Source organism: Streptomyces sp. NPDC041796 (genome assembly GCF_055590785.1).
Genome location: NZ_JBVJAH010000009.1, coordinates 18,719 through 36,553, shown reverse-complemented (window position 1 = coordinate 36,553; position 17,835 = coordinate 18,719). Strand labels below are relative to the sequence as shown.

Here is a 17,835-nt window from a genome sequence, read left to right as displayed (position 1 = left end):
TCCGGGTGGGGTGACGCGGGAGTCTCGACGCGCGGCCGCCACCGCCAGCAGGCTGCTGTCCCGCAGGCACGTCCAGAGAGAACGAGGGTCCCGCATGCTTCGCCGCTCCCGTCTCATCGGCACACTCATCGGATTGCTCGCCCTCCTCCTCTGGGCCCCGCCGCCCTCTTCGGCGGCCGCCGACGGCACCTGTGCCGTGCGCGCTCCGGGAGCCTCCCCGGCGGCGGAGCGCGCCGTGGCCGCCGCGTGCGCGCAGGTGGCCGCGGGCGTCTGGTACACGTGGGGCGGCGGGCACGGCCCGAAGCCCGGTCCCACGTACGGGCAGGTCGACCCGACCGACCCGGCCAGCGAACACGACCCGGAGCGGCTGGGCTTCGACTGCTCGGGTCTGGTCCGTCACGCCTACGCGGAGGCCACCGGATCGGACATCCTCAACGGGGTGGCCGCCGGCCAGTACTACACGCACCGTGCCGCCGAGCGCTTCACCGCCGCGCAGGGCCTCGCGCCGCTGGTACCCGGGGACCTGCTGGTGTGGGGCACCTCCCAGAAGCTGCACCACATCGCCATCTACCTGGGTGACGGCACGATGGTGGAGGCGAGGCAGTCGGGCACCAGGCTCATGGTCGGCGACGTCCGGCTGGGCGGCGACTATTACGGTGCCGTGCGCGTCGACACCGGCCCGGTGAAGGGCCATGTCTTCCGGACATGGGGCTCCGGTGTGTGGACCAAGGCCGAGCCGTCCACCAAGGCCGCGCGCGTCTACGCCTTCCCCGGGCCGACGACGATCCGCATCCAGTGCCAGAAGCGCGCGGAGACGGTCACCTCCGAGGGCTACACCAACGACGCCTGGTCCTACCTGCCCGACTACAAGGCCTGGATGACCAATATCTACATCCAGGGACCCGCGTGGCTGAAGGACGTCCCCACCTGCGCCTCCTGAGGCCCCGGCCCGCTGTCCGCACCAGTGACCGTCACGGGGGTCGGCCACTGGTGCGGACGGTGTTTCAGGGGCGGTAGCGCAGGGGGTGATCGGCGGGGACCTCGGTGAGCACGATGCGATGGCCGTCCGGGTCGGCGATCCACATCTCGATCAGGCCCCAGGGCTCCCGCACCGGTGGCCTCAGCACCCGCACACCGCGCTCGGTCAACTCCGTGTGGGCCCCTGCGCAGTCGGCCACCTGCATCCACAGCTGCAGGGTGTTCGCCGGCGGCTCCTCCGAGCGCCCGGACACCTCGAGGAACCCGCCGCCCAGGAAGTAGACGGTTCCCCGCTCCGGGCCGGTTCCGAATTCCCGGTAGACGGCGAGGCCGAGGGTCTCACCGTAGAAGACGCGTGAGGCGTGCGGATCACGGGGACGCAGCAGGACCCTGCTGCTCAATACGTGCACCATACCCGGACCTTACGCCCGGTGACCGGCTCCGGAGGCTTCGTCGAGTCGGTCGTGCTCGTCGTCCGTGACCTGCCTGCCGGAGGACGGCAGCAGGTGCGGGATGCCGTCGATGAGGGGGTACAGGCGGCGCAGACGCGGGTTGTACAGGGCGTCGCCGCCGTGGACGAGGGTGAGCGGGCCCTTGTCCAGGGGGCAGACCAGGATCTTCAGCAGCGGGTCATCGGGCTTCATGGCGCGCCTCTTTCGGTTCTGGGGTGGTCTGGAACGACAGCGCGAGGAGTACGGACACCGCCAGAAGGGCCCCCGCCAGGAGCAGGGCCAGACGCAGTGGTTCCCCGGGCAGCGACTCGCCGAACGCGAGGGTGCCCAGGGTCGCGGTGTACAGGCATGAGGTCGTGGTGCAGACCGGCACGACCAGTGAGGCGCGGCAGCGTTGCAGGGCCGTCTGGGACAGCACCAGCCCACCGGCGCCCGTGATCAGCAGCAGGTACGGGTACGGGGTGGCCGCGAGCGAGAGGGCGGAGGCGAGCGGCGCGTCCGGGGCGAGCCGCGCGGAGATGCCCTTGATCGCCAGGGAGCTCACTCCGTAGATCAGGCCGACGGCGACGGCGTACGCGATGCCCGTGGGGGGTGCGGCGTGACGGCGACGGCCCATGCGGCGCTCGGCGCCCGCGTACAGCCAGAAACCGGCGACGAGGGAGACGCCGCCGAGGGCGAGGACGGACCCGGTGGACGCCGTGTCGCCCACCGTGTCCGCGTCGGGGCGCAGTGAGGCGACCACCATGAGCAGTGCGGCGAGGATCCCGGCCGTGGCGTACCGCTCACGTGGGGACAGGCGTTCACCGAGGACGAGGGAGGACAGCAGGAGCAGCAGGACGAGACCCGACACGAACAGCCCTTGCGCGGCGGCCATCGGCAGCGTCCGGTACACCACGAGCTGGGCGGCGAATCCGGCCGCCAGGGCCAGGGAGCCGCCGATCCACAGGGGGCTGCCGAGCAGCAGCCGCACCAGGCGCAGGGGGCGGCGCAGGTCGAGCGAGGGGATCCCGGACAGGGCGCGCTTCTCCAGGACGAATCCGGAGCTGTAGAGGACGTTCGCGGACAACGCGGCCGCGACGCCCCACCACATCGCGCTCATCACCGGGCGCGCCGGGCGTGCGCCAGCAGGATCGAGGCGGCGCCCGGCATCGCGCAGGCCACCCGGTCCAGGGGGCGCAGCGGCCGGGGTACGCCGTGGAAGGGGGCGCCGGCGAGGCGGACGACCTGGAACCCGGACGCGGTGAGGAATTCCTTGAGGGCGCGGGCGGTGTAGAGGCGCAGGTGGCCCACCACCTCCGAGCCGGGCCGGCCGTGGATGCCGCGCAGGCTGACCTCGGAGAACACCGGCTGGACGCCGGCGAGGAGGAGGGCCCGGTTGTACCAGGCGGCGAGGTTCGGCGTGGAGAGCATCAGATGGCCGCCGGGGGCCAGGACGCGGCGCAGTTCGTCGAGAGCGCCGTCCGGGTCGACGAGGTGCTCGACGACCTCGCTGAACAGGACCGCGTCCGCCGACCCGTCGGCGAACGGCAGTCGGCCGCTGCCGAGTTCGGCGCGCACGACGGTACCGATGCGGGGCGCCGCCCGGCGCAGCGCGTCGTGCGACCAGTCGACGCCGATGATCCGGTGGCCGGGCAGCAGGCGGGCGGCGACGGCGGCCGCGGTGCCGTCGCCGCAGCCGACGTCGAGGACCGTGGCGCCGGTCCGGCCGTGCAGCGCGTCGGCGAGCATCCGTGCCTGACGGAGGCTGCGGGCGTTTCCGGAGGCGACGGGGACGGCGGGGTTCTCGTAGAAGTCACGCAGGCCGCCCGGGGGCCGCACGGTGGTGGTCATGGGGGTGGCTCCCTCGTCCGGTGGAACGTTCACGCGTCTGAGCCGGTCGGGCCGGTGGCGTCGAGGTGCTCGGCGAACAGGTCGCGCAGCCGGGTGCCATCGTCCGGGCCGAGCAGTGCGGCCGACCAGCGCAGTGCGAGGTGGAGCCGGCCCCCGGTGCTGGCCGTGGTGACCGTCAGCCCGCGCGGCATGCGCGCCGGGGCGGAGAACCAGACGGCTTGTGCGGCGCCCGCGCCTTCACCGAAGTCGAGCGGGTAGGGGATCCGGCCGATGTTGCTGAGCAGGGTGGTGGACGTCCAGGGGGCCAGGGCGCGGCGGGCCGCGCGTGCCATCGTGGCGCGGACGGCCACCGGCAGGACGGGCGCGGTCAGCAGCGTGGCGCCACGGCCGAGCTGGGGGCGGTGCAGGGCCTTGAGGGCACGGGTACGGGCGGCGGTCAGCCGGAGCAGGTCGGCGGTGGGCAGGTTCAACTCGTCGGGGGTGAACGGGACTTCCACCAGGCGGGTGCCGTTGCCGATGGGCATGTCCATCCCGCGCGGCCGGTCGTCCACGGGCATGGTGATCCGCAGCGGGCGCGGCGGTGTGCCCCGTCCCCGGTTCCACCGGGCGATGGTGCGCGCGGTGGCCACCATGAGCTGGTCGTTGACGGTGTACGGGGCGCTCTTGGGACGCCCCGGTACGGCGAGTTCGGCGACCAGCATGCCGTTGGCGTGCCCGGCTCCCGGGGTGCCCCGGGCGACCCTCGCCACCCTGGCGAACCCGGTGCCGCCGGTCTCGGTGAACAGGCCGCGCGGTGCCCCGTCGGCCGGTGGGCGCACGGGAGGGGCCTGGGGCGAGTTGTCCCGGCCGCCGTAGAGTTCCGCCGCGGTCGCGAGTACCCGCAGGCAGGCGGGGCCGTCCAGTGCCGTGTGGTTGACGGTGAGCAGCAGGACGCGGTCGATGATCTCCAGGCGGACCGGTGGGGACGAGGTGAGGGGTGGTGCCTCGCTCAGGGCCCGTCGCCGCGCCCGGTCCAGCGCGCCGGGGTCCGATCCCGGTACGGAGACGACCTCCGTGCCCGGGTCGGGGCCGGTGGTGAGCTCCCATTCGTACCGCCTCCGGTACCAGGGGCCGGGGGCCTCGCGCATCAGGATGCGCGGGTGGCGCCGGAGTGCCTCGGTGAACGCGGTGCGCAGCCGTGTGGCGTCGGGGCGGCCCGGGAGGTGCACCTCGATGTGGACGGTCTCCGGCTCCTGGGGGGTCAGGCAGTGCCGGGTCACCTCGTCGACCGTGGAGAAGGGCACCCGGGGCCGCGGCTCGGCCCCGCCCTGCCGGGCCGGGTGGTGGTGCAGTGCCGTCATCGGCCGTTCCCCTCTGTGCGTGGGTGTCCGGCGGGAGGGCGTCGTCGCCGTGGCAGCGGGGCGGTGGGCGGATCGGGTTGCGGGACCGGCGCGTTCGGGGGCGCCGTGTCCGGAGCCGGTCGCGGGACCGGCGCGGTCCGGGGCGCCGTGTCCGGACCCGGTCGCGGGACCGGCGCGGTCCGGGGCGTCCGCCCGGCTTTCCGGGTGGTCACCACGGCGGCCACCACCGCCGTCACGGCGAGGAATTGGGCCACCGGCCCGAACGCCCCCTCCCGTGCCGACGGCAGGGCACCGGCTTCCCAGGCGGCCACGAGCCCCGCCCCGCCCATCGCGAGCAGTGCCACGGGCACCAGCAACGAGCGCCGCAGGTGCGCGGCCACGGCCAGGACCGGTACGACGAGCGCCGCCCATCCGGCGACGAGCGCGACCACCACCGTCAGCGCCGCCACCCCCAGCACGGCGCCCGGCGCGGGGGGCTCGTCCGGCTCGACGGCACCGCTCCGGCCCCGCCCGAGGACCAGCACCAGCCCCACGAGCAGCAGGACGCCGGCCGCGCCGCCGACCAGACCCACGACGTACCACCGTGCCGGGGCGAACTCCAGCCGGACCGTGCCGCCTTCTCCCTCGGGGACGAGGAAGCCCTGCTGCCAGCCGTCGATGCGTACCGGTGTCAGTTCACGCCCTTCCAGGGTGGCCCGCCAGCCGTCGTTGTGGTTCTCGAAGAGCTGGAGGTACGAGGCCGGGCCGGCGCCCACCTCCACGCTGCGCCGGTCGCCGGACCAGTCGCCGGTGGTCAGGGTGCGCCGGTCCGCCGGTCCGGCCGGCCGGGGTGCGGTGCCACGGACGAGGCTGAGGTCGGTGATGGCGAGGGGCCCGGTGTCGCCCGCCTCCACGCGGTGCGTGCCCGCGGTCAGCCGGGCGGTGCCGTCGCGTTCGGCGCCCGCGCACAGGGACACGTCGACCGGGCGGCGCTGCGTGAGGTCGCGGACCTTGCCGCGGGCGGCCGTCGCGTGGAGCGTGCCGTCGAGGGACAGGACGGGCCCCTGGCCGCAGGGCAGCGCGAAGGTGGTGTCGGGGTCGGGTTGCGGCACCCGGTACGCGTCGAGTGCCGGTACGTAGACCTCGCTGAGCCCGACCGGGAGTTGCAGCCGGCCGTCGGCGACCGGGTTGTGCAGGGTCAGGGGTGCGGTCCGCGTCACGGTGATGTCGAGCCGGTCGGTCCTGATCGGCTGGAAGCGGGCGAGGCCGTTCTCGTCCACGGAGGCGGTCGCCGCGCCGTCCGGTGAGCTGATCTCCACCTGCTGGGCGCGGGTCGACAGACCTCCGGCGGGTGCGAAGACGATCTCCCCGACCGCACGCTTCTCCGGCCACCGCAGGTGGATCACCGCCCGTTCCCCGGCGATCCACGCCGTGGTGAGGTCGCCGTCGACGAGGTTGCGCGGGCTGAGGGAGGAGCCGAGCCTGGCCGTCGAGTCGGCGGTGGCGGTGAGCTTCCTGCGCTGCTCGGGCGCCAGCCGGTACAGCAGTCGGTCCAGCGCTTCGCCCGGTACGGGCAGCGCGGTCGCCCGCAGGGCGTACGCGCCGTCCGTCCGCGTCAGGAACTGCCGGTGCAGCCCGACTTCGGCGGACGCGGGTGACAGCCCACCGGGGTCGCTCCCCCGGTGCAGGGAGTAGACCTCCTGCGGCGCACTGTCCTCCGCCGCGGCGTCCTCCGGGAGTGCCAGCAGCCGTGTGACGGTGACACCGGGGATGTCGACGGACGAGAAGCCCGCTCCGATCAGGCCGGGTGCGCCCTGCTGGGCGCCCTCAATGGTGATCTTCAGGTAGCCGCTCTCCCCCGCTGGTATCCGTAGCGTCTGCGCTCCGCCGCCCGGCCGGAGCGCGCTGACCTCACTGCCGCGCTCGGTCTCCACGCGTACGGAGGTGGCCGCCGCGCGCAGTCCGCCGGAGGGAAGCGGCGTCAGCCGTATCGACCCGGGCAGGGACAGGTCGCGTTCGAAGTCGATACGGAGCCACTGCCCGACCGGGGAGTCGGCGCTGCCCTCGGTCCAGGCGGTGTCGGGGTTGCCGTCGAAGGCGTTCACCGGGTCGTACTGCGGGAGGTGGAACAGCCAGTTGCCGCTGCTGGACGCGGTGACCGAGGCCGCTCCGCGCAGCACGGCCGTCGTCTGGTGGCGGGGGTCGTCGCCGGGCAGGATCTGCCGGGGCGGGCGGCCCGGATCCTGTGCGCTGCCGGAGGGGTTCCGCTCCGTCGCCGTGTAGGTGTACGAGGTGTTGGTGTTGACGAGCCCGAATCGGGTGTCGGCCCGCCGCAGTCCGTCCGCCACGGCCCGCACGGGCGGTGTGCCCAGCCCCGGTGTCGCGTCCCCGGCGAGTACGGTGGGCCGGTCCTTCATCAGGGGGTCGGCGGACAGCCGTAGCAGGGCCTCGGGCCCGCCGCTGACGACGGCCGTGTCCGCGGCGGGTTTGAGGGCGGCCCGGCCGGGCCGTTCGGTGGCCTTCGGCGGCTCGTAGATCTCCACGGCCTGCTGGCGGGGGTAGAGGCCTTCGATCTGTACGGGAGTGTCGTCCGGGATCCGCCCTCCGGTGAGGACCGGCCCGAAGCCGGTGACACGCCGGTAGCCGGACGCCTCCAGGGTGCGTTTGACGGTCTGCGGCGGGACGTAGCCGATCTGGTCGGGGTCGAGGTCGTTGCGTACGACGACGTAGTGGAGCCCGGCGCGGTGCACGAAGTCGCTCAGGCCCGGCACTTCGCCGCCGGACAGCAGCGCCTGCTCGACGGCGTCCATCGCCCGCCGGTTGCCGGGGGTGCCGAACGGCACGTAGTCACGCTGGGCCCAGGGGGACTCGGCGAGGACGTCGAGGGGCTGGTCGACGGTGGTGCCCCAGGTGTGTATGCCGTGGGCCGTCGCGGGGACGACCAGGGCCCGGGTGGCCGGCGAGTTCTCCTTGAGCCAGTCGGCGGCGCGTTCCCAGTGGGTGGGCAGCTCCCGGAACGCACCGGGCTGGAGGATGCTGCCGTTGACGTACGGCAGGAGCAGGCCGGGCAGGACGAGCGCGGCCGCGACGAGGGGGACGTACGGCCGTGGCCTCGGCCTGCCGAGGACGGCGGTGAGGTGGGCGAGCCCGAGCATGAGGGCGAGTGCCAGGCCGGGCTGGAACTTGTAGATGTTGCGGAACGGCACGAGCCAGCCGTTCAGCCAGTCCTGCACCGTCGCGTGGAGGAGTCCGCCGAGCGGCCCGCCGTACCCGGCGAGTGTCACCAGGGCGACCGACAGCACCACGAGCAGCAGCCAGCGGCGTTCGGGGACATCGCGCCGGGCGAGCCCGGCGAGCCCCAGTGCGGCGGCGAACGCGGAGCCGAGCACCGCGAGGACGGAGGTCGCCACCGTCCAGCCGGCGGGCAGCCATGCCTCGCCGAAGTGCAGGTAGGCCACCCAGTTCCCGGCCCCGCGCAGCAGTTCGGTGGCGGACATGGTGGCCGTCGTGGTCCCGGACTGCTCGACGTACGGCAGGAAGTTCTCGCCGTGCAGGCCGAGCAGGAGCAGTGGGACGACCCACCAGGCGGTGGCGAGGAGGACTCCGGGGATCCACCAGGCGAACAGGGTCCGGCGGCGTGGGCCCGCCGGCCGGCTGAGCAGGTACAGGCCGACGGGCAGCAGGGAGGCGAGTGTCGAGGCCGCGTTGACGCCGCCCATGAAGGGGATCAGCAGGGCGGAACGGAGGGCCGCCGCCCTCGCCGGGACACGCGGGTCGGTGAGCGGCAGGAGCACCCAGGGCAGCATCGCGCCCGGCAGCGCGGCGGCGGAGGTGGAGCCGATCACGACGGTGAAGACGGGCCACAGCGCGTAGCCCGCGGCGGCGAGCAGGCGGGTGCGGGCGGTGCCGACGCCGAGACGCTCGGCGAGCCGCAGCGCGCCCCAGAACGCGGCCGTCACGACGAGGGAGAACCACAGCCGCTCGGCGAGCCACACCGGGAGCCGCACCAGGTCCGTCAGGGCGTAGAACGGCAGCATCGGGAAGGCGTATCCGACGTACTGGTCGAAGATGCCGCCGAATCCGCCGCGGCTGTGCCAGAGCTCGCCGAGGTCCCCGAGGAACCGGAAGGGGTCGAGGGCGACGCCCAGCTTGGTGTCGAACGTCATCCGGCCCGGCGCCACGGCCAGGAACGCCGTCAGCACGGCGGCCCAGAAGCCCCACAGCCAGCGGCGGGAGCGCGGCCCGTCGGCCGGGCCCGGGGCGGGCGGCGTCCCGGGCGCCGGGGAGCGGGGAGGCGCGGGCATGGTGGTGGTCATGGGCACCGCCGGAGGATGAGGAGGAGGTTCCAGGTGGCGAACTCGCGCAGCAGCGGCACCCTGGTGACCAGGTCCGGCAGGAACGGCCAGTAGCGGGCGCGGGCGGACACCACGGCCACGTCGTCACGGGCCCGGACCTGGCGCAGGGTGGCGCCGACGTGGACGGGGAAGAGGTTCTCGCCGAGGACGTGCTTGGCCGGGCGGCCGGTCCGGCGCTCGTAGCGGCGGCGCGCCCGTTCGGCGCCCAGGTAGTGCCAGGGCGCCCACTCGTGGCCGCCCCAGGGGGAGAGCCAGTTGGTGAAGGACACGTAGATCAGTCCGCCGGGGCGGGTGACGCGGATGAGTTCGCTGAGGAAGGTCCTCGGGTCCTCCACGTGTTCCAGCACGTTGGAGCAGAAGCAGATGTCGGCGGTGCCGTCGGCCAGCGGCAGCAGGTACCCGTCGGCGACGACGGCCCCCTCGGGCGGCCGCCCGGACCCGGTCAGTTCGCCCGGGTCCGGTTCGAAGAGGAAGCCCTGGGCGCCGCGGCGCCGGAACTCCTCGGTGAAGTGGCCGCCTCCGCCGCCCACGTCGACGACGACCCGTCCGGCGAGCGGCTCGTACCGCTCCACCTGGTCGGCCGCGTCACGGGCGAGGAGCTCGTAGAAGCCCTTGGGGTCGGACGGTTCACGCAGGAATCCGCGGAAGAGAGTCACGGAGCGGCGCAGCGAGGGGTCCTTCATGGGCTCAGCCCCGGCGCGGGGCGGTCGGGGCGGCCGTCCAGGGCACCCCGTCCAGAACCCCGTCCGGCGCGGCGGAGGCGCCGGGGAGGTACGGCACGGGGGCGAGCGCTCCGATGTCATGGCCGGCTTCGTGGCCGCCCGCGGCGCCGGTGCCGATGCCGACGGGGGCGGTGACGCCGGAGTGCCCGGGGCCGTGGTGGCGGGCAACCGCCTCCGTCGCGACGGTCCGGAAGCGGCGTACGGTCGTGGCCCACCGGTAGCGCTCGGCCCGCAGGGCGGCTGCACGGCCCATGGCCTCACGCCGCTCGTGGTCGAGGGCGAGCGCGCACCAGGCGGCGGCGAAGGCGCTCTCGCCGCGTACCAGCGCCCCGGTCACGCCGTCCTCCACGGAGTCCCGGAGTCCGGGAACGTCGAAGCCGATCGACGGGGTGCCGCGCTTGGCCGCCTCGGTGACGACGAGGCCCCACCCCTCGACCGCCGAGGGGTGCAGCAGCAGCCAGGAGGCGCACAGCAGCCGGTGCTTCTCCTCCTCCGTGACGTGTCCGGCGAAGACGACTCCCGGGCCGGCGAGGGCTTCGAGCCTCCGGCTCTCGGGGCCGTCCCCGACGATCACCAGCTTCCCCCCGGTGACCGGCCGCACCCGCTCCCAGAGCCGCAGCAGCAGGTCGATGCGCTTGTACTCGACGAGCCGGCCGACGGCCAGGAACAGCGGCTCCGCCGATCGCGGGGTGCTGGGCCCCGGGTCCTCGACCCCGTTGTGCACGATGCGGATCCTGCCCGGGTCGACGCCCAGCGCGCCGAGCGCCGACGCGGTCGACTCCGAGACGGCGACCAACAGGTTGTCCCGCTGGGCACCGGACAGGGCCCAGCGCTCCAGTCGGCGCCCGATCCCGGCGGCGGGGCGGGGGTAGCGCATGCCCCACAGCTCGGTGTGCACATGGTTGACCAGGCAGAGCGTGGGTCCCCGGTGCCACAGCGGGGCCAAGTAGGGCAGGCCGTTGCACACCTCGACCAGCAGGTCGCACTCGCCCACCTGGCGGGTGAACGCGGCGGGTGCCCTGAGGAAGTGGCCGAGGTCCCCGCCCGCCGAGACGACCCGGTAGTCCCGGTACACGGCCGGGCCTCCGCACAACAGGGTGACCTCGTGGCCCAGTGCCGTCAGGCCCTCCGCGAGCCGGTCGACGAGGAGTTCGGAGCCGCCCGCGGCGGGGTTGCCGAGGTCGCGGCGGGAGAGGAAGACGATGCGGCGAGGGGGGCGGACAGCGCCCTGGGACGACCGAGCGGCACGGGGAGCGGCCGCGGTCAGCGTGGGGGGTACGTGCTGGGGCATACGAGCTCCAACTCGTTCGGGTCGGGAACCGGATGGCGATGCTCCGGGCCGGAGAGCGGTCGCCGGCACCGGTGGGGGGATGGAGCAGGTCATGGAGCGCCCGGGGGGGGTGGACGTGGCGGTGCGGTGGGCTGGTCAGTTTTCGCCAAGTCCGCCGGTTCAGCTACTCACCCGGGTGACAAATTCGGCCCGTACAGCCGGTGACGTTGTGTCACATCGCTTCGGTGGAGGGGGAGTCACGGCGCGGACGTGTCCCGCGCACGAGCAGCACGGTGCCCGCCGCCGCCAGCAGGGTGCCGAGGACGGCCGCGCCGAGGGGCACCGTCTCCCCCAGCATCCGGAGCTTGCGGTTGTCCGCCGAGGCCAGCGCCACCTGGGCGCGCTGGGTGGCCGGGGTGAACTCCAGGCGCCTGCTGTCCAGCAGCACCACGGCGTCCTTGGCCGAACCCGGTGCGCGCAGCACCTTCCTCGGCCCGATCGCCGCGTTCACGATGCGGCCCGTGCGCCGGTCGACGACGAGTTCGATGCCGTGGTTGGAGTACCACTCCTCGGCGAGGACCTGGGGCCGGCCGGGTTGTCCCACGAGCCGGCCGGGGACCAGCCGGGTGCCCGTCTTCGCCGGTTCGACCCGGCCGGTGAAGCGGTAGCCCTCGTACCCCTGCACCTTCTGGGTCCCGTCGAAGCGGAGGGTTACGGTCGACCCGAGGGTGCCGTCCCACCAGCGGTAGGACCGCTTCTCCACGTCGAAGGGGAACTTCAGGTAGGCCTCGCCGTCGAAGGCGGGCGTCTCCTGGCAGCAGTGCACGGGCTCGTTGGTGCGCCGGTCGGTGACCCAGCGTTCCAGCGTCCACTGGAGCGAGTCGTGGGTGGCGGCGGCGGGCAGGGTGTGCTCGGTGTCCACGGAGGTGGAGACGTCCCAGACGGCCCGCCCGCTGCGGACGCTGTCGGCCACGTCCCCGCGCACCTGGCGGGTGATGGTGAGCGGGCGGCCGGTCGCGGTCTCGATCCGGCGGGTGTCGAAGTAACTGCCCGTACCGGTGAAGACGGTGACGGTGTCGACGTCGATGGGGGTCACTTTGGCACGTGGCTGGACGTACTGGACGAGTAAGGGGGCGAGGACCAGCAGGAACACGCCGGTCCCGAGCAGGATCAGCAACAGGGGGGAAGCGGTGCGACGCATTGCGGACACTCCGTGGGGGCCGGGACGACGTTGCTCGGCGTATACGTGCACTCCGTAGGGGACTGCGTATGGGCCGGGAACCGTAGGGTGCCTCTTGACGGACTGTCAATGCACTGGTGCGATGGGTTGGTCGCCGTCCGGGGTGGCGGGCTCGTGGTGGGGTCCCAGCGTCAGAAAGGCTGACCCGACCATGCCCAGACTGCTCGCCGCCGCCCTCACCGTGGCGGTCGCCGCGGCGCTCGCCGTGGGAGCGGCCCTCGCGATCGTGGCCCTGCTCGAGACCACTCCGGAACAGCCCAATGTGCCACTGATCAGCCATCAGACGGCTCTGCCCCGGGGGTGAACCGAGTTGACCGACGTCGACACACGGACGCCGGCCGGTGAACGCGCGGCCTGGGCGGACCTGCCCCGCCGGCAGGTGCGCGAGTTCGCCGACCGCGCCATGCACGAGGTACCCGCCCTCGCCCAGGAGATCCTCGACACGATCTGCCGCGAGCATCCCCGGATGCCGCTCCTGGTGGACGACTCGGGGGAGTTGGTCGCCCTGGTCGGTATCCGGCGCGCCCTGGAGGAGTTCCTCCAGCACCTGGTGTGCGGTTCCGGAAGGCCGCAGCTCCACTTGGAGGTCTTCCAGGACTTCGGCCGCGGGGAGGGACAGCAGGGTCGCACCCTGGATTCGCTCCAGGCCGTCTACCGGCTCGGGGTGCGCCTCGCCTGGCGACGGCTGGCGGAGATCGGCCACGAGGCCCGGATCCCGCCTCCGGCGATGTACGACCTGGCCGAGGCGGGGTTCGCCTTCCTCGACGGCCTGGTGGACCAGACCGTACGGGGCTACGCGGAGGCCGCCGCGCGGCAGGCGGGCGAACGGCTCCGGTTGCAGCGGAAGCTGACGCAGGCGCTGTTGGGCGAGCACCGCCCGGGCCGGTCCAGCCCGCTGGAGGAGTACGCCGCCCACGCCGCCCGCATCGGCTGGACTCTGCCCCAGCGGGTGGCCGTGGGGGTGTTGGCACGTCCGGCACGCGACTGTGTGGCACCGGCGGTGGGGGCGGAGGTCCTGCTGGACATGGAGCGCGAACAGCCCCTGCTGTTCATCCCGGACCCGGCCGTGCCGGGGCGGCGCGAGCAGGTGCACCGGGCGCTGCGGGGCTGGACGGGCGCGATCGGCCCGGCCGTTCCTCCGGCGGACGCGGCGGCCTCGCTGCGCTGGGCCACGGAGGCGATGGGCCTGATCCAGCGCGGCCTGCTGCCGTCGGGGGACCTGCTGTACTGCACGGAACACATCGACGCCCTGGTCCTGCTGCCGCCCGAGGAGCTGATCGAGGCGCTGACCGACCGGTGTCTGGCTCCGCTCGCCGACCGTGGACCCACGCAGCGCCGCCGCCTGGCGGAGACCATGCTGGCCTGGCTGGAGACCCGGGGCGGCGCCCCGGAGATCGCCGCACGGCTCGGTGTGCACCCGCAGACGGTCCGCTACCGGATGCGGCAGATCAAGGAGCTGTGGGGCGACGACGTGGAGGACCCGGACCGTCGGTTCGAACTGGAACTGGTCCTGCGCGCCCAGCGCTTACAAGGCCGGCTGGCGTGAGGGTCTCATAGGAGTCATGGAGCAGGTCGTTGGCGAACGCCCGGCGACGGGCGGCGCTCCGTCCGGACGGGCCGGAGTCCCGTGCTCGGCCGGCGGCGATGTGGGCGACGTCCATGCCCGACCCCGACTTCACGGTTCCGGCGTCGGCGTCGGCGTCGGCGTCGGCGTCGGCGTCGTACGAGAACGAGGACCCACCGCCGAGGGCGCACCGGGATTCGTCGGCCGGCGCCGGAGCGCCGAGGCCGTCCTCGAGGGCAACGGCCACGGGCGCCCGGGCCTCGGCACGAGCGGCGAGCGGCGAGCGGCGAGCGGCGAGCGGCGAGCGGCCGGTTGCCGGCGGGGGCCGCCGTAACGGTGCCCGGGGACAGGAGAACGGTGGTGGTGGCGACGACGGCCGTGCGGGGTCCGAGCGTGATCGCGGGCGAAGGTCCAGCGGTCCGCGGCGGGGGGGCGAGACGCCGGGCCACGGCCGTCACCCATGCGGACGGCACCGTTGACCGCAGAAACCATCCGACATGACCGTGGGCGCTCTTGACTGCTCACGCGGCAGCGGCGATCCTCGTCGCGCGCGATTTATGAGGACATGACAATCACTGCGGGGTGCCGGCCCGGCATGCGCCCGGCTCCTCGACGGTGCCTTCTCCGGCAGGAACATGGGTGATGACCTTGTCTCTACGCTCGCACGGCAGGCTCGGGGTTCTCGCGCTGCTCTCCCTGGTCCTCACCCTGGTGACCCTGGGACCGGCCCCGGCGGGCACCGGCTCCCCGGCCGCGGCCGGCTGGTGGGATCCGGTCGCCCGGCCCTCCCCCGATTCCCGGGTGGACGTCGCCGGGGAACCGTTCAAGGGCACCGACGCCCAGGGCCGGGTACGGGGCTTCGTCGACGCGCACGACCACATCATGTCCAACGAGGCCTTCGGCGGCCGGCTGATCTGCGGCAAGCCCTTCTCGGAGCTCGGCGTCGCCGACGCGCTCAAGGACTGCCCGGAGCACTACCCCGACGGCTCCCTCGCGGTCTTCGACTTCATCACCAAGGGCGGCGACGGCAGGCACGACCCGCACGGCTGGCCCACGTTCAAGGACTGGCCCGCCCATGACTCGCTGACCCACCAGCAGAACTACTACGCCTGGGTGGAACGCGCCTGGCGCGGTGGTCAGCGCGTGCTCGTCAACGACCTCGTCACCAACGGGGTCATCTGCTCGGTCTACTTCTTCAAGGACCGCGGCTGCGACGAGATGACCTCCATCCGCCTGCAGGCACGCAAGACGTACGAGATGCAGGCCTACGTCGACCGGATGTTCGGAGGCCCCGGCAAGGGATGGTTCCGGATCGTCACCGACTCGGCGCAGGCCCGCTCGGTGATCGAACAGGGCAAGATGGCCGTGGTGCTGGGCGTGGAGACCTCCGAACCGTTCGGGTGCAAGCAGATCCTCGACATCCCGCAGTGCGACCGGGAGGACATCGACCGGGGCCTGGACGAGCTCCACGCGCTCGGCGTCCGCAGCATGTTCCTCTGCCACAAGTTCGACAACGCCCTGTGCGGGGTGCGGTTCGACTCGGGCACCCTCGGAACGGCGATCAACGTGGGCCAGTTCCTGTCGACGGGGACCTTCTGGAAGACCGAGAAGTGCACCGGGCCGCAGGCCGACAACCCCATCGGCAACGCGGCGGCGGCCGGGGCCGAGAAGAAGCTCCCGCCGGGCGTGGCGGTCCCCTCGTACGCCGCCGACGCGCGCTGCAACACCCGTGGGCTGTCGTCGCTCGGGGAGTACGCCCTGCGCGGGATGATGCAGCGGGGCATGATGATCGAGATCGACCACATGAGTGTGAAGGCCACCGGCCGCGTCCTGGACGTGCTGGAGTCCGAGTCGTACCCCGGCGTGCTCTCCTCGCACAGCTGGATGGACATCGACTGGACGGAGCGGGTCTACCGCCTCGGCGGCTTCATCGCCCAGTACATGCACGGCGCCGAGGGGTTCACCGCCGAGGCGCGGCGCACGGACGCCCTGCGCGAGAAGTACGGGATCGGCTACGGGTACGGCACCGACATGAACGGTGTCGGCGGCTGGCCGGCACCCCGCGGCGCGGACACCCCCAACCCGGTGCGCTACCCGTTCCGCAGCGCCGACGGCGGCTCGCTCATCGACCGGCAGACCACCGGTGAACGCGCCTGGGACATCAACACCGACGGCGCCGCCCACTACGGCCTGGTGCCGGACTGGCTGGAGGACATCAGGGTGACCGGCGGCCAGGACGTCATCGACGACCTGTTCCGGGGCGCCGAGTCCTACCTCACCACCTGGGGCGCCTCGGAGAGCCACCGCTCGGACGACAACCTCGCGGCCGGCTCCGCCGTCTCGGCCAGTACGTCGGAGTGGAACCCCTTCACGAGCTACGCGCCCGGCCGCGCCGTGGACGGCGACCGCCGCACCCGGTGGGCGAGCGACTGGCGCGACCCCCAGTGGCTCCGGATCGACCTCGGGGCCGCGCGCACGGTCGGGTGGGTCACGCTCGACTGGGAGCGCGCGTACGGCAAGGCGTACCGGATCGAGGTGTCCGCGGACGGGAACGACTGGCGGACCGTCTGGTCCACCGCCGCCGGTGACGGCGGCCTGGACACCGCGCGGTTCACCGCCGTACCGGCCCGTTTCGTCCGCGTCATGGGGCTCGCCCGCGGGACCGGATGGGGCTACTCGCTCCACGAGGTCGGCGTGTACGGCCGCTGACGCCGGCCGGCCGTGCTTACAGTGCCGAGCCAGTCGTTCGGTACGGCAGAGAGGGCATCGGCGTGCAGTGGGCGTACATCGGCTCGTTCACCTCGGGGGGCGGCCCGGGCATCACCGTCGCGGCCGTCGACCCCGCGACCGGGACGCTGGTCCCGCGCACGAGTGTCGGCACCGTCGTCAACCCCTCGTGTCTCGCCCTCGCTCCGGAGACCGGGGTCCTCTACGCGGTGAGTGACGCGGAAGCGGGTGCGGTCGCGGCCTTCCGGACCGGAAACGACGGGGAACTCAGCCCGCTCGGTCCGGCGGTCGGCGTGGCCGGCTCCGGCCCCACCCACCTCAGCGTGGCCGGGGACAGGCTGTTCACCGCCAACTACGGTTCGGGCAGCGTCAGCAGCCTCGCGCTGGGGCCCGACGGGAGCCTCACCGGTGCCCCTGTCGTGCTGGCGCACCACGGTTCGGGCCCCGACGCCGACCGGCAGCGGGGCCCGCACGCCCACCAGGTGCTCCCGGTGCCCGGTGGGCGATGGCTGCTCGGTGTGGACCTGGGCACGGATTCGGTACGGGTGTACGCGCCGGACCGGGCCACCGGGGAGCTCCGGGTGCACGGCGAGACGGTCCTCCGGGCCGGATCGGGGCCGCGTCACCTCGCCTTCCACCCCGACGGCGAGGTCGTGTACGTCCTGCACGAGCTGGAACCGCAGATGACCGTCTGCCGGTGGGATCCGGCGGCCGGGCGCCTGGAGCCCCTGGCGGAGGTGGCGATCGATCCGGAGGGCGCCCCCGAGGGGGAGCGGGTGTACCCCTCCGTGGTCTGTGTCGCGTCCGACGGGCGCTTCGTACGGGCCGCGGTGCGGGGCTCCAACACGGTCCTGACGTACTCCCTCGCCGACGGAGCCGAGAAGCCACGGCTCACCGGCAGCGTGGACTGCGGTGGTGTGTGGCCGCGCGATCTGGTGGCCGACCCCTCGGGGCACCGGCTGTACGTGGCCAACGAGTGGTCGGGTGACGTCACCTGGTTCGACGTGGACGCCGACAGCGGCCGGCTCCGCCGCGCCGGTGCGGTGGAGGTTCCGGCCGCCGCGTGTGTGGTCTTCGGCTGACCTCAGGTTCCCGTCCCGCCTCCCGGCTGGATCGAGGCCTTCGACTGGACCGTGTCGACCGCGTCCACGGCCTTGTCCAGCACGTGCTGTCCGAGCCTGCCGTCGACTCCGACGTGGACCTTGTCGATCAGTCCCTCGTTGAGGGATTCGGCGTGCGCGGTCCCGCAGACCGTCAGGGCCACGCCGGTGAGGGCGAGCGTGGTCAGGGCGCGCGTGGTGATACGTGACATGCCGGGCCAACGACCCCCGACCGCCCCGGTCACCCCTCCTGTCGCCCGTCCGGCGGAACAGGGTGG

Annotated in this window: 15 protein-coding genes; 5 read left to right on the top strand and 10 right to left on the bottom strand. The window is 73.5% G+C overall.

Annotated features, from left to right (window positions below; all coding sequences use genetic code 11):
* The first annotated feature begins 94 nt into the window (after nucleotides 1-94).
* Nucleotides 95-940 carry a C40 family peptidase gene (locus ACZ6C1_RS19475; RefSeq protein WP_469242352.1) on the top strand — a complete coding sequence of 282 codons (846 nt, stop codon included), beginning with the start codon at nucleotides 95-97 and terminating at the stop codon, nucleotides 938-940.
* Nucleotides 941-1,004: 64 nt separating this feature from the next.
* Here the strand turns inward: ACZ6C1_RS19475 and ACZ6C1_RS19470 are convergent, their stop codons facing one another.
* The 9 genes from ACZ6C1_RS19470 to pgfA all read right to left on the bottom strand — a co-directional run bounded on the left by ACZ6C1_RS19470 (nucleotide 1,005) and on the right by pgfA (nucleotide 12,127).
* Nucleotides 1,005-1,391: a VOC family protein gene (locus ACZ6C1_RS19470; RefSeq protein ID WP_469242351.1), complete on the bottom strand. Its 387-nt coding sequence runs from the start codon at nucleotides 1,389-1,391 to the stop codon at nucleotides 1,005-1,007.
* A 9-nt stretch (nucleotides 1,392-1,400) separates the two neighbouring features.
* Nucleotides 1,401-1,622 carry a Trm112 family protein gene (locus tag ACZ6C1_RS19465; protein WP_469242350.1) on the bottom strand — a complete coding sequence of 74 codons (222 nt, stop codon included), beginning with the start codon at nucleotides 1,620-1,622 and terminating at the stop codon, nucleotides 1,401-1,403.
* Entirely contained in the window at nucleotides 1,609-2,520 is a 912-nt protein-coding gene (locus ACZ6C1_RS19460; protein ID WP_469242629.1) for a hypothetical protein, read from the bottom strand. Before ACZ6C1_RS19460 ends, ACZ6C1_RS19465 begins: the two co-directional genes overlap by 14 nt.
* An 8-nt stretch (nucleotides 2,521-2,528) precedes the next feature.
* Nucleotides 2,529-3,260 (bottom strand): class I SAM-dependent methyltransferase, encoded by a 732-nt coding sequence (locus ACZ6C1_RS19455; RefSeq protein ID WP_469242349.1) that lies wholly within the window; start codon nucleotides 3,258-3,260, stop codon nucleotides 2,529-2,531.
* Between the two features lie 29 nt (nucleotides 3,261-3,289).
* Nucleotides 3,290-4,600, bottom strand: a complete 1,311-nt coding sequence (locus ACZ6C1_RS19450) for a condensation protein (protein WP_469242348.1) — start codon at nucleotides 4,598-4,600, stop codon at nucleotides 3,290-3,292.
* A complete protein-coding gene (locus tag ACZ6C1_RS19445; protein WP_469242628.1) occupies nucleotides 4,597-8,895 on the bottom strand; it encodes an alpha-(1->3)-arabinofuranosyltransferase domain-containing protein in 4,299 nt (1,432 codons plus the stop codon). Before ACZ6C1_RS19445 ends, ACZ6C1_RS19450 begins: the two co-directional genes overlap by 4 nt.
* The gene (locus ACZ6C1_RS19440; protein WP_469242347.1) at nucleotides 8,892-9,617 is read right to left on the bottom strand and encodes a class I SAM-dependent methyltransferase; all 726 of its coding nucleotides are present in this window, start codon (nucleotides 9,615-9,617) and stop codon (nucleotides 8,892-8,894) included. Before ACZ6C1_RS19440 ends, ACZ6C1_RS19445 begins: the two co-directional genes overlap by 4 nt.
* 4 nt (nucleotides 9,618-9,621) lie before the next feature.
* Nucleotides 9,622-10,947, bottom strand: coding sequence for a glycosyltransferase family 4 protein (locus ACZ6C1_RS19435; protein WP_469242346.1), 1,326 nt, complete (start codon nucleotides 10,945-10,947; stop codon nucleotides 9,622-9,624).
* Between the two features lie 211 nt (nucleotides 10,948-11,158).
* Nucleotides 11,159-12,127: a cell envelope lipid trafficking protein PgfA gene (gene pgfA, locus ACZ6C1_RS19430; RefSeq protein WP_469242345.1), complete on the bottom strand. Its 969-nt coding sequence runs from the start codon at nucleotides 12,125-12,127 to the stop codon at nucleotides 11,159-11,161.
* A 190-nt stretch (nucleotides 12,128-12,317) separates the two neighbouring features.
* On the opposite strand from pgfA, the gene ACZ6C1_RS19425 reads away from it, so the two are divergent.
* From ACZ6C1_RS19425 to ACZ6C1_RS19410, 4 genes are all read left to right on the top strand, one after another.
* Nucleotides 12,318-12,470, top strand: coding sequence for a hypothetical protein (locus ACZ6C1_RS19425; protein ID WP_469242344.1), 153 nt, complete (start codon nucleotides 12,318-12,320; stop codon nucleotides 12,468-12,470).
* A 6-nt stretch (nucleotides 12,471-12,476) separates the two neighbouring features.
* Nucleotides 12,477-13,712 (top strand): PucR-like N-terminal domain-containing protein, encoded by a 1,236-nt coding sequence (locus ACZ6C1_RS19420; protein ID WP_469242343.1) that lies wholly within the window; start codon nucleotides 12,477-12,479, stop codon nucleotides 13,710-13,712.
* A gap of 660 nt (nucleotides 13,713-14,372) precedes the next feature.
* Nucleotides 14,373-16,439 carry a galactose-binding domain-containing protein gene (locus ACZ6C1_RS19415; RefSeq protein ID WP_469242342.1) on the top strand — a complete coding sequence of 689 codons (2,067 nt, stop codon included), beginning with the start codon at nucleotides 14,373-14,375 and terminating at the stop codon, nucleotides 16,437-16,439.
* Between the two features lie 62 nt (nucleotides 16,440-16,501).
* Nucleotides 16,502-17,539, top strand: a complete 1,038-nt coding sequence (locus ACZ6C1_RS19410; protein WP_469242341.1) for a lactonase family protein — start codon at nucleotides 16,502-16,504, stop codon at nucleotides 17,537-17,539.
* Between the two features lie 2 nt (nucleotides 17,540-17,541).
* Here ACZ6C1_RS19410 and ACZ6C1_RS19405 read toward each other — a convergent pair whose 3' ends face one another.
* Nucleotides 17,542-17,769, bottom strand: coding sequence for a hypothetical protein (locus tag ACZ6C1_RS19405; RefSeq protein WP_469242340.1), 228 nt, complete (start codon nucleotides 17,767-17,769; stop codon nucleotides 17,542-17,544).
* Nucleotides 17,770-17,835: the final 66 nt, after the last annotated feature.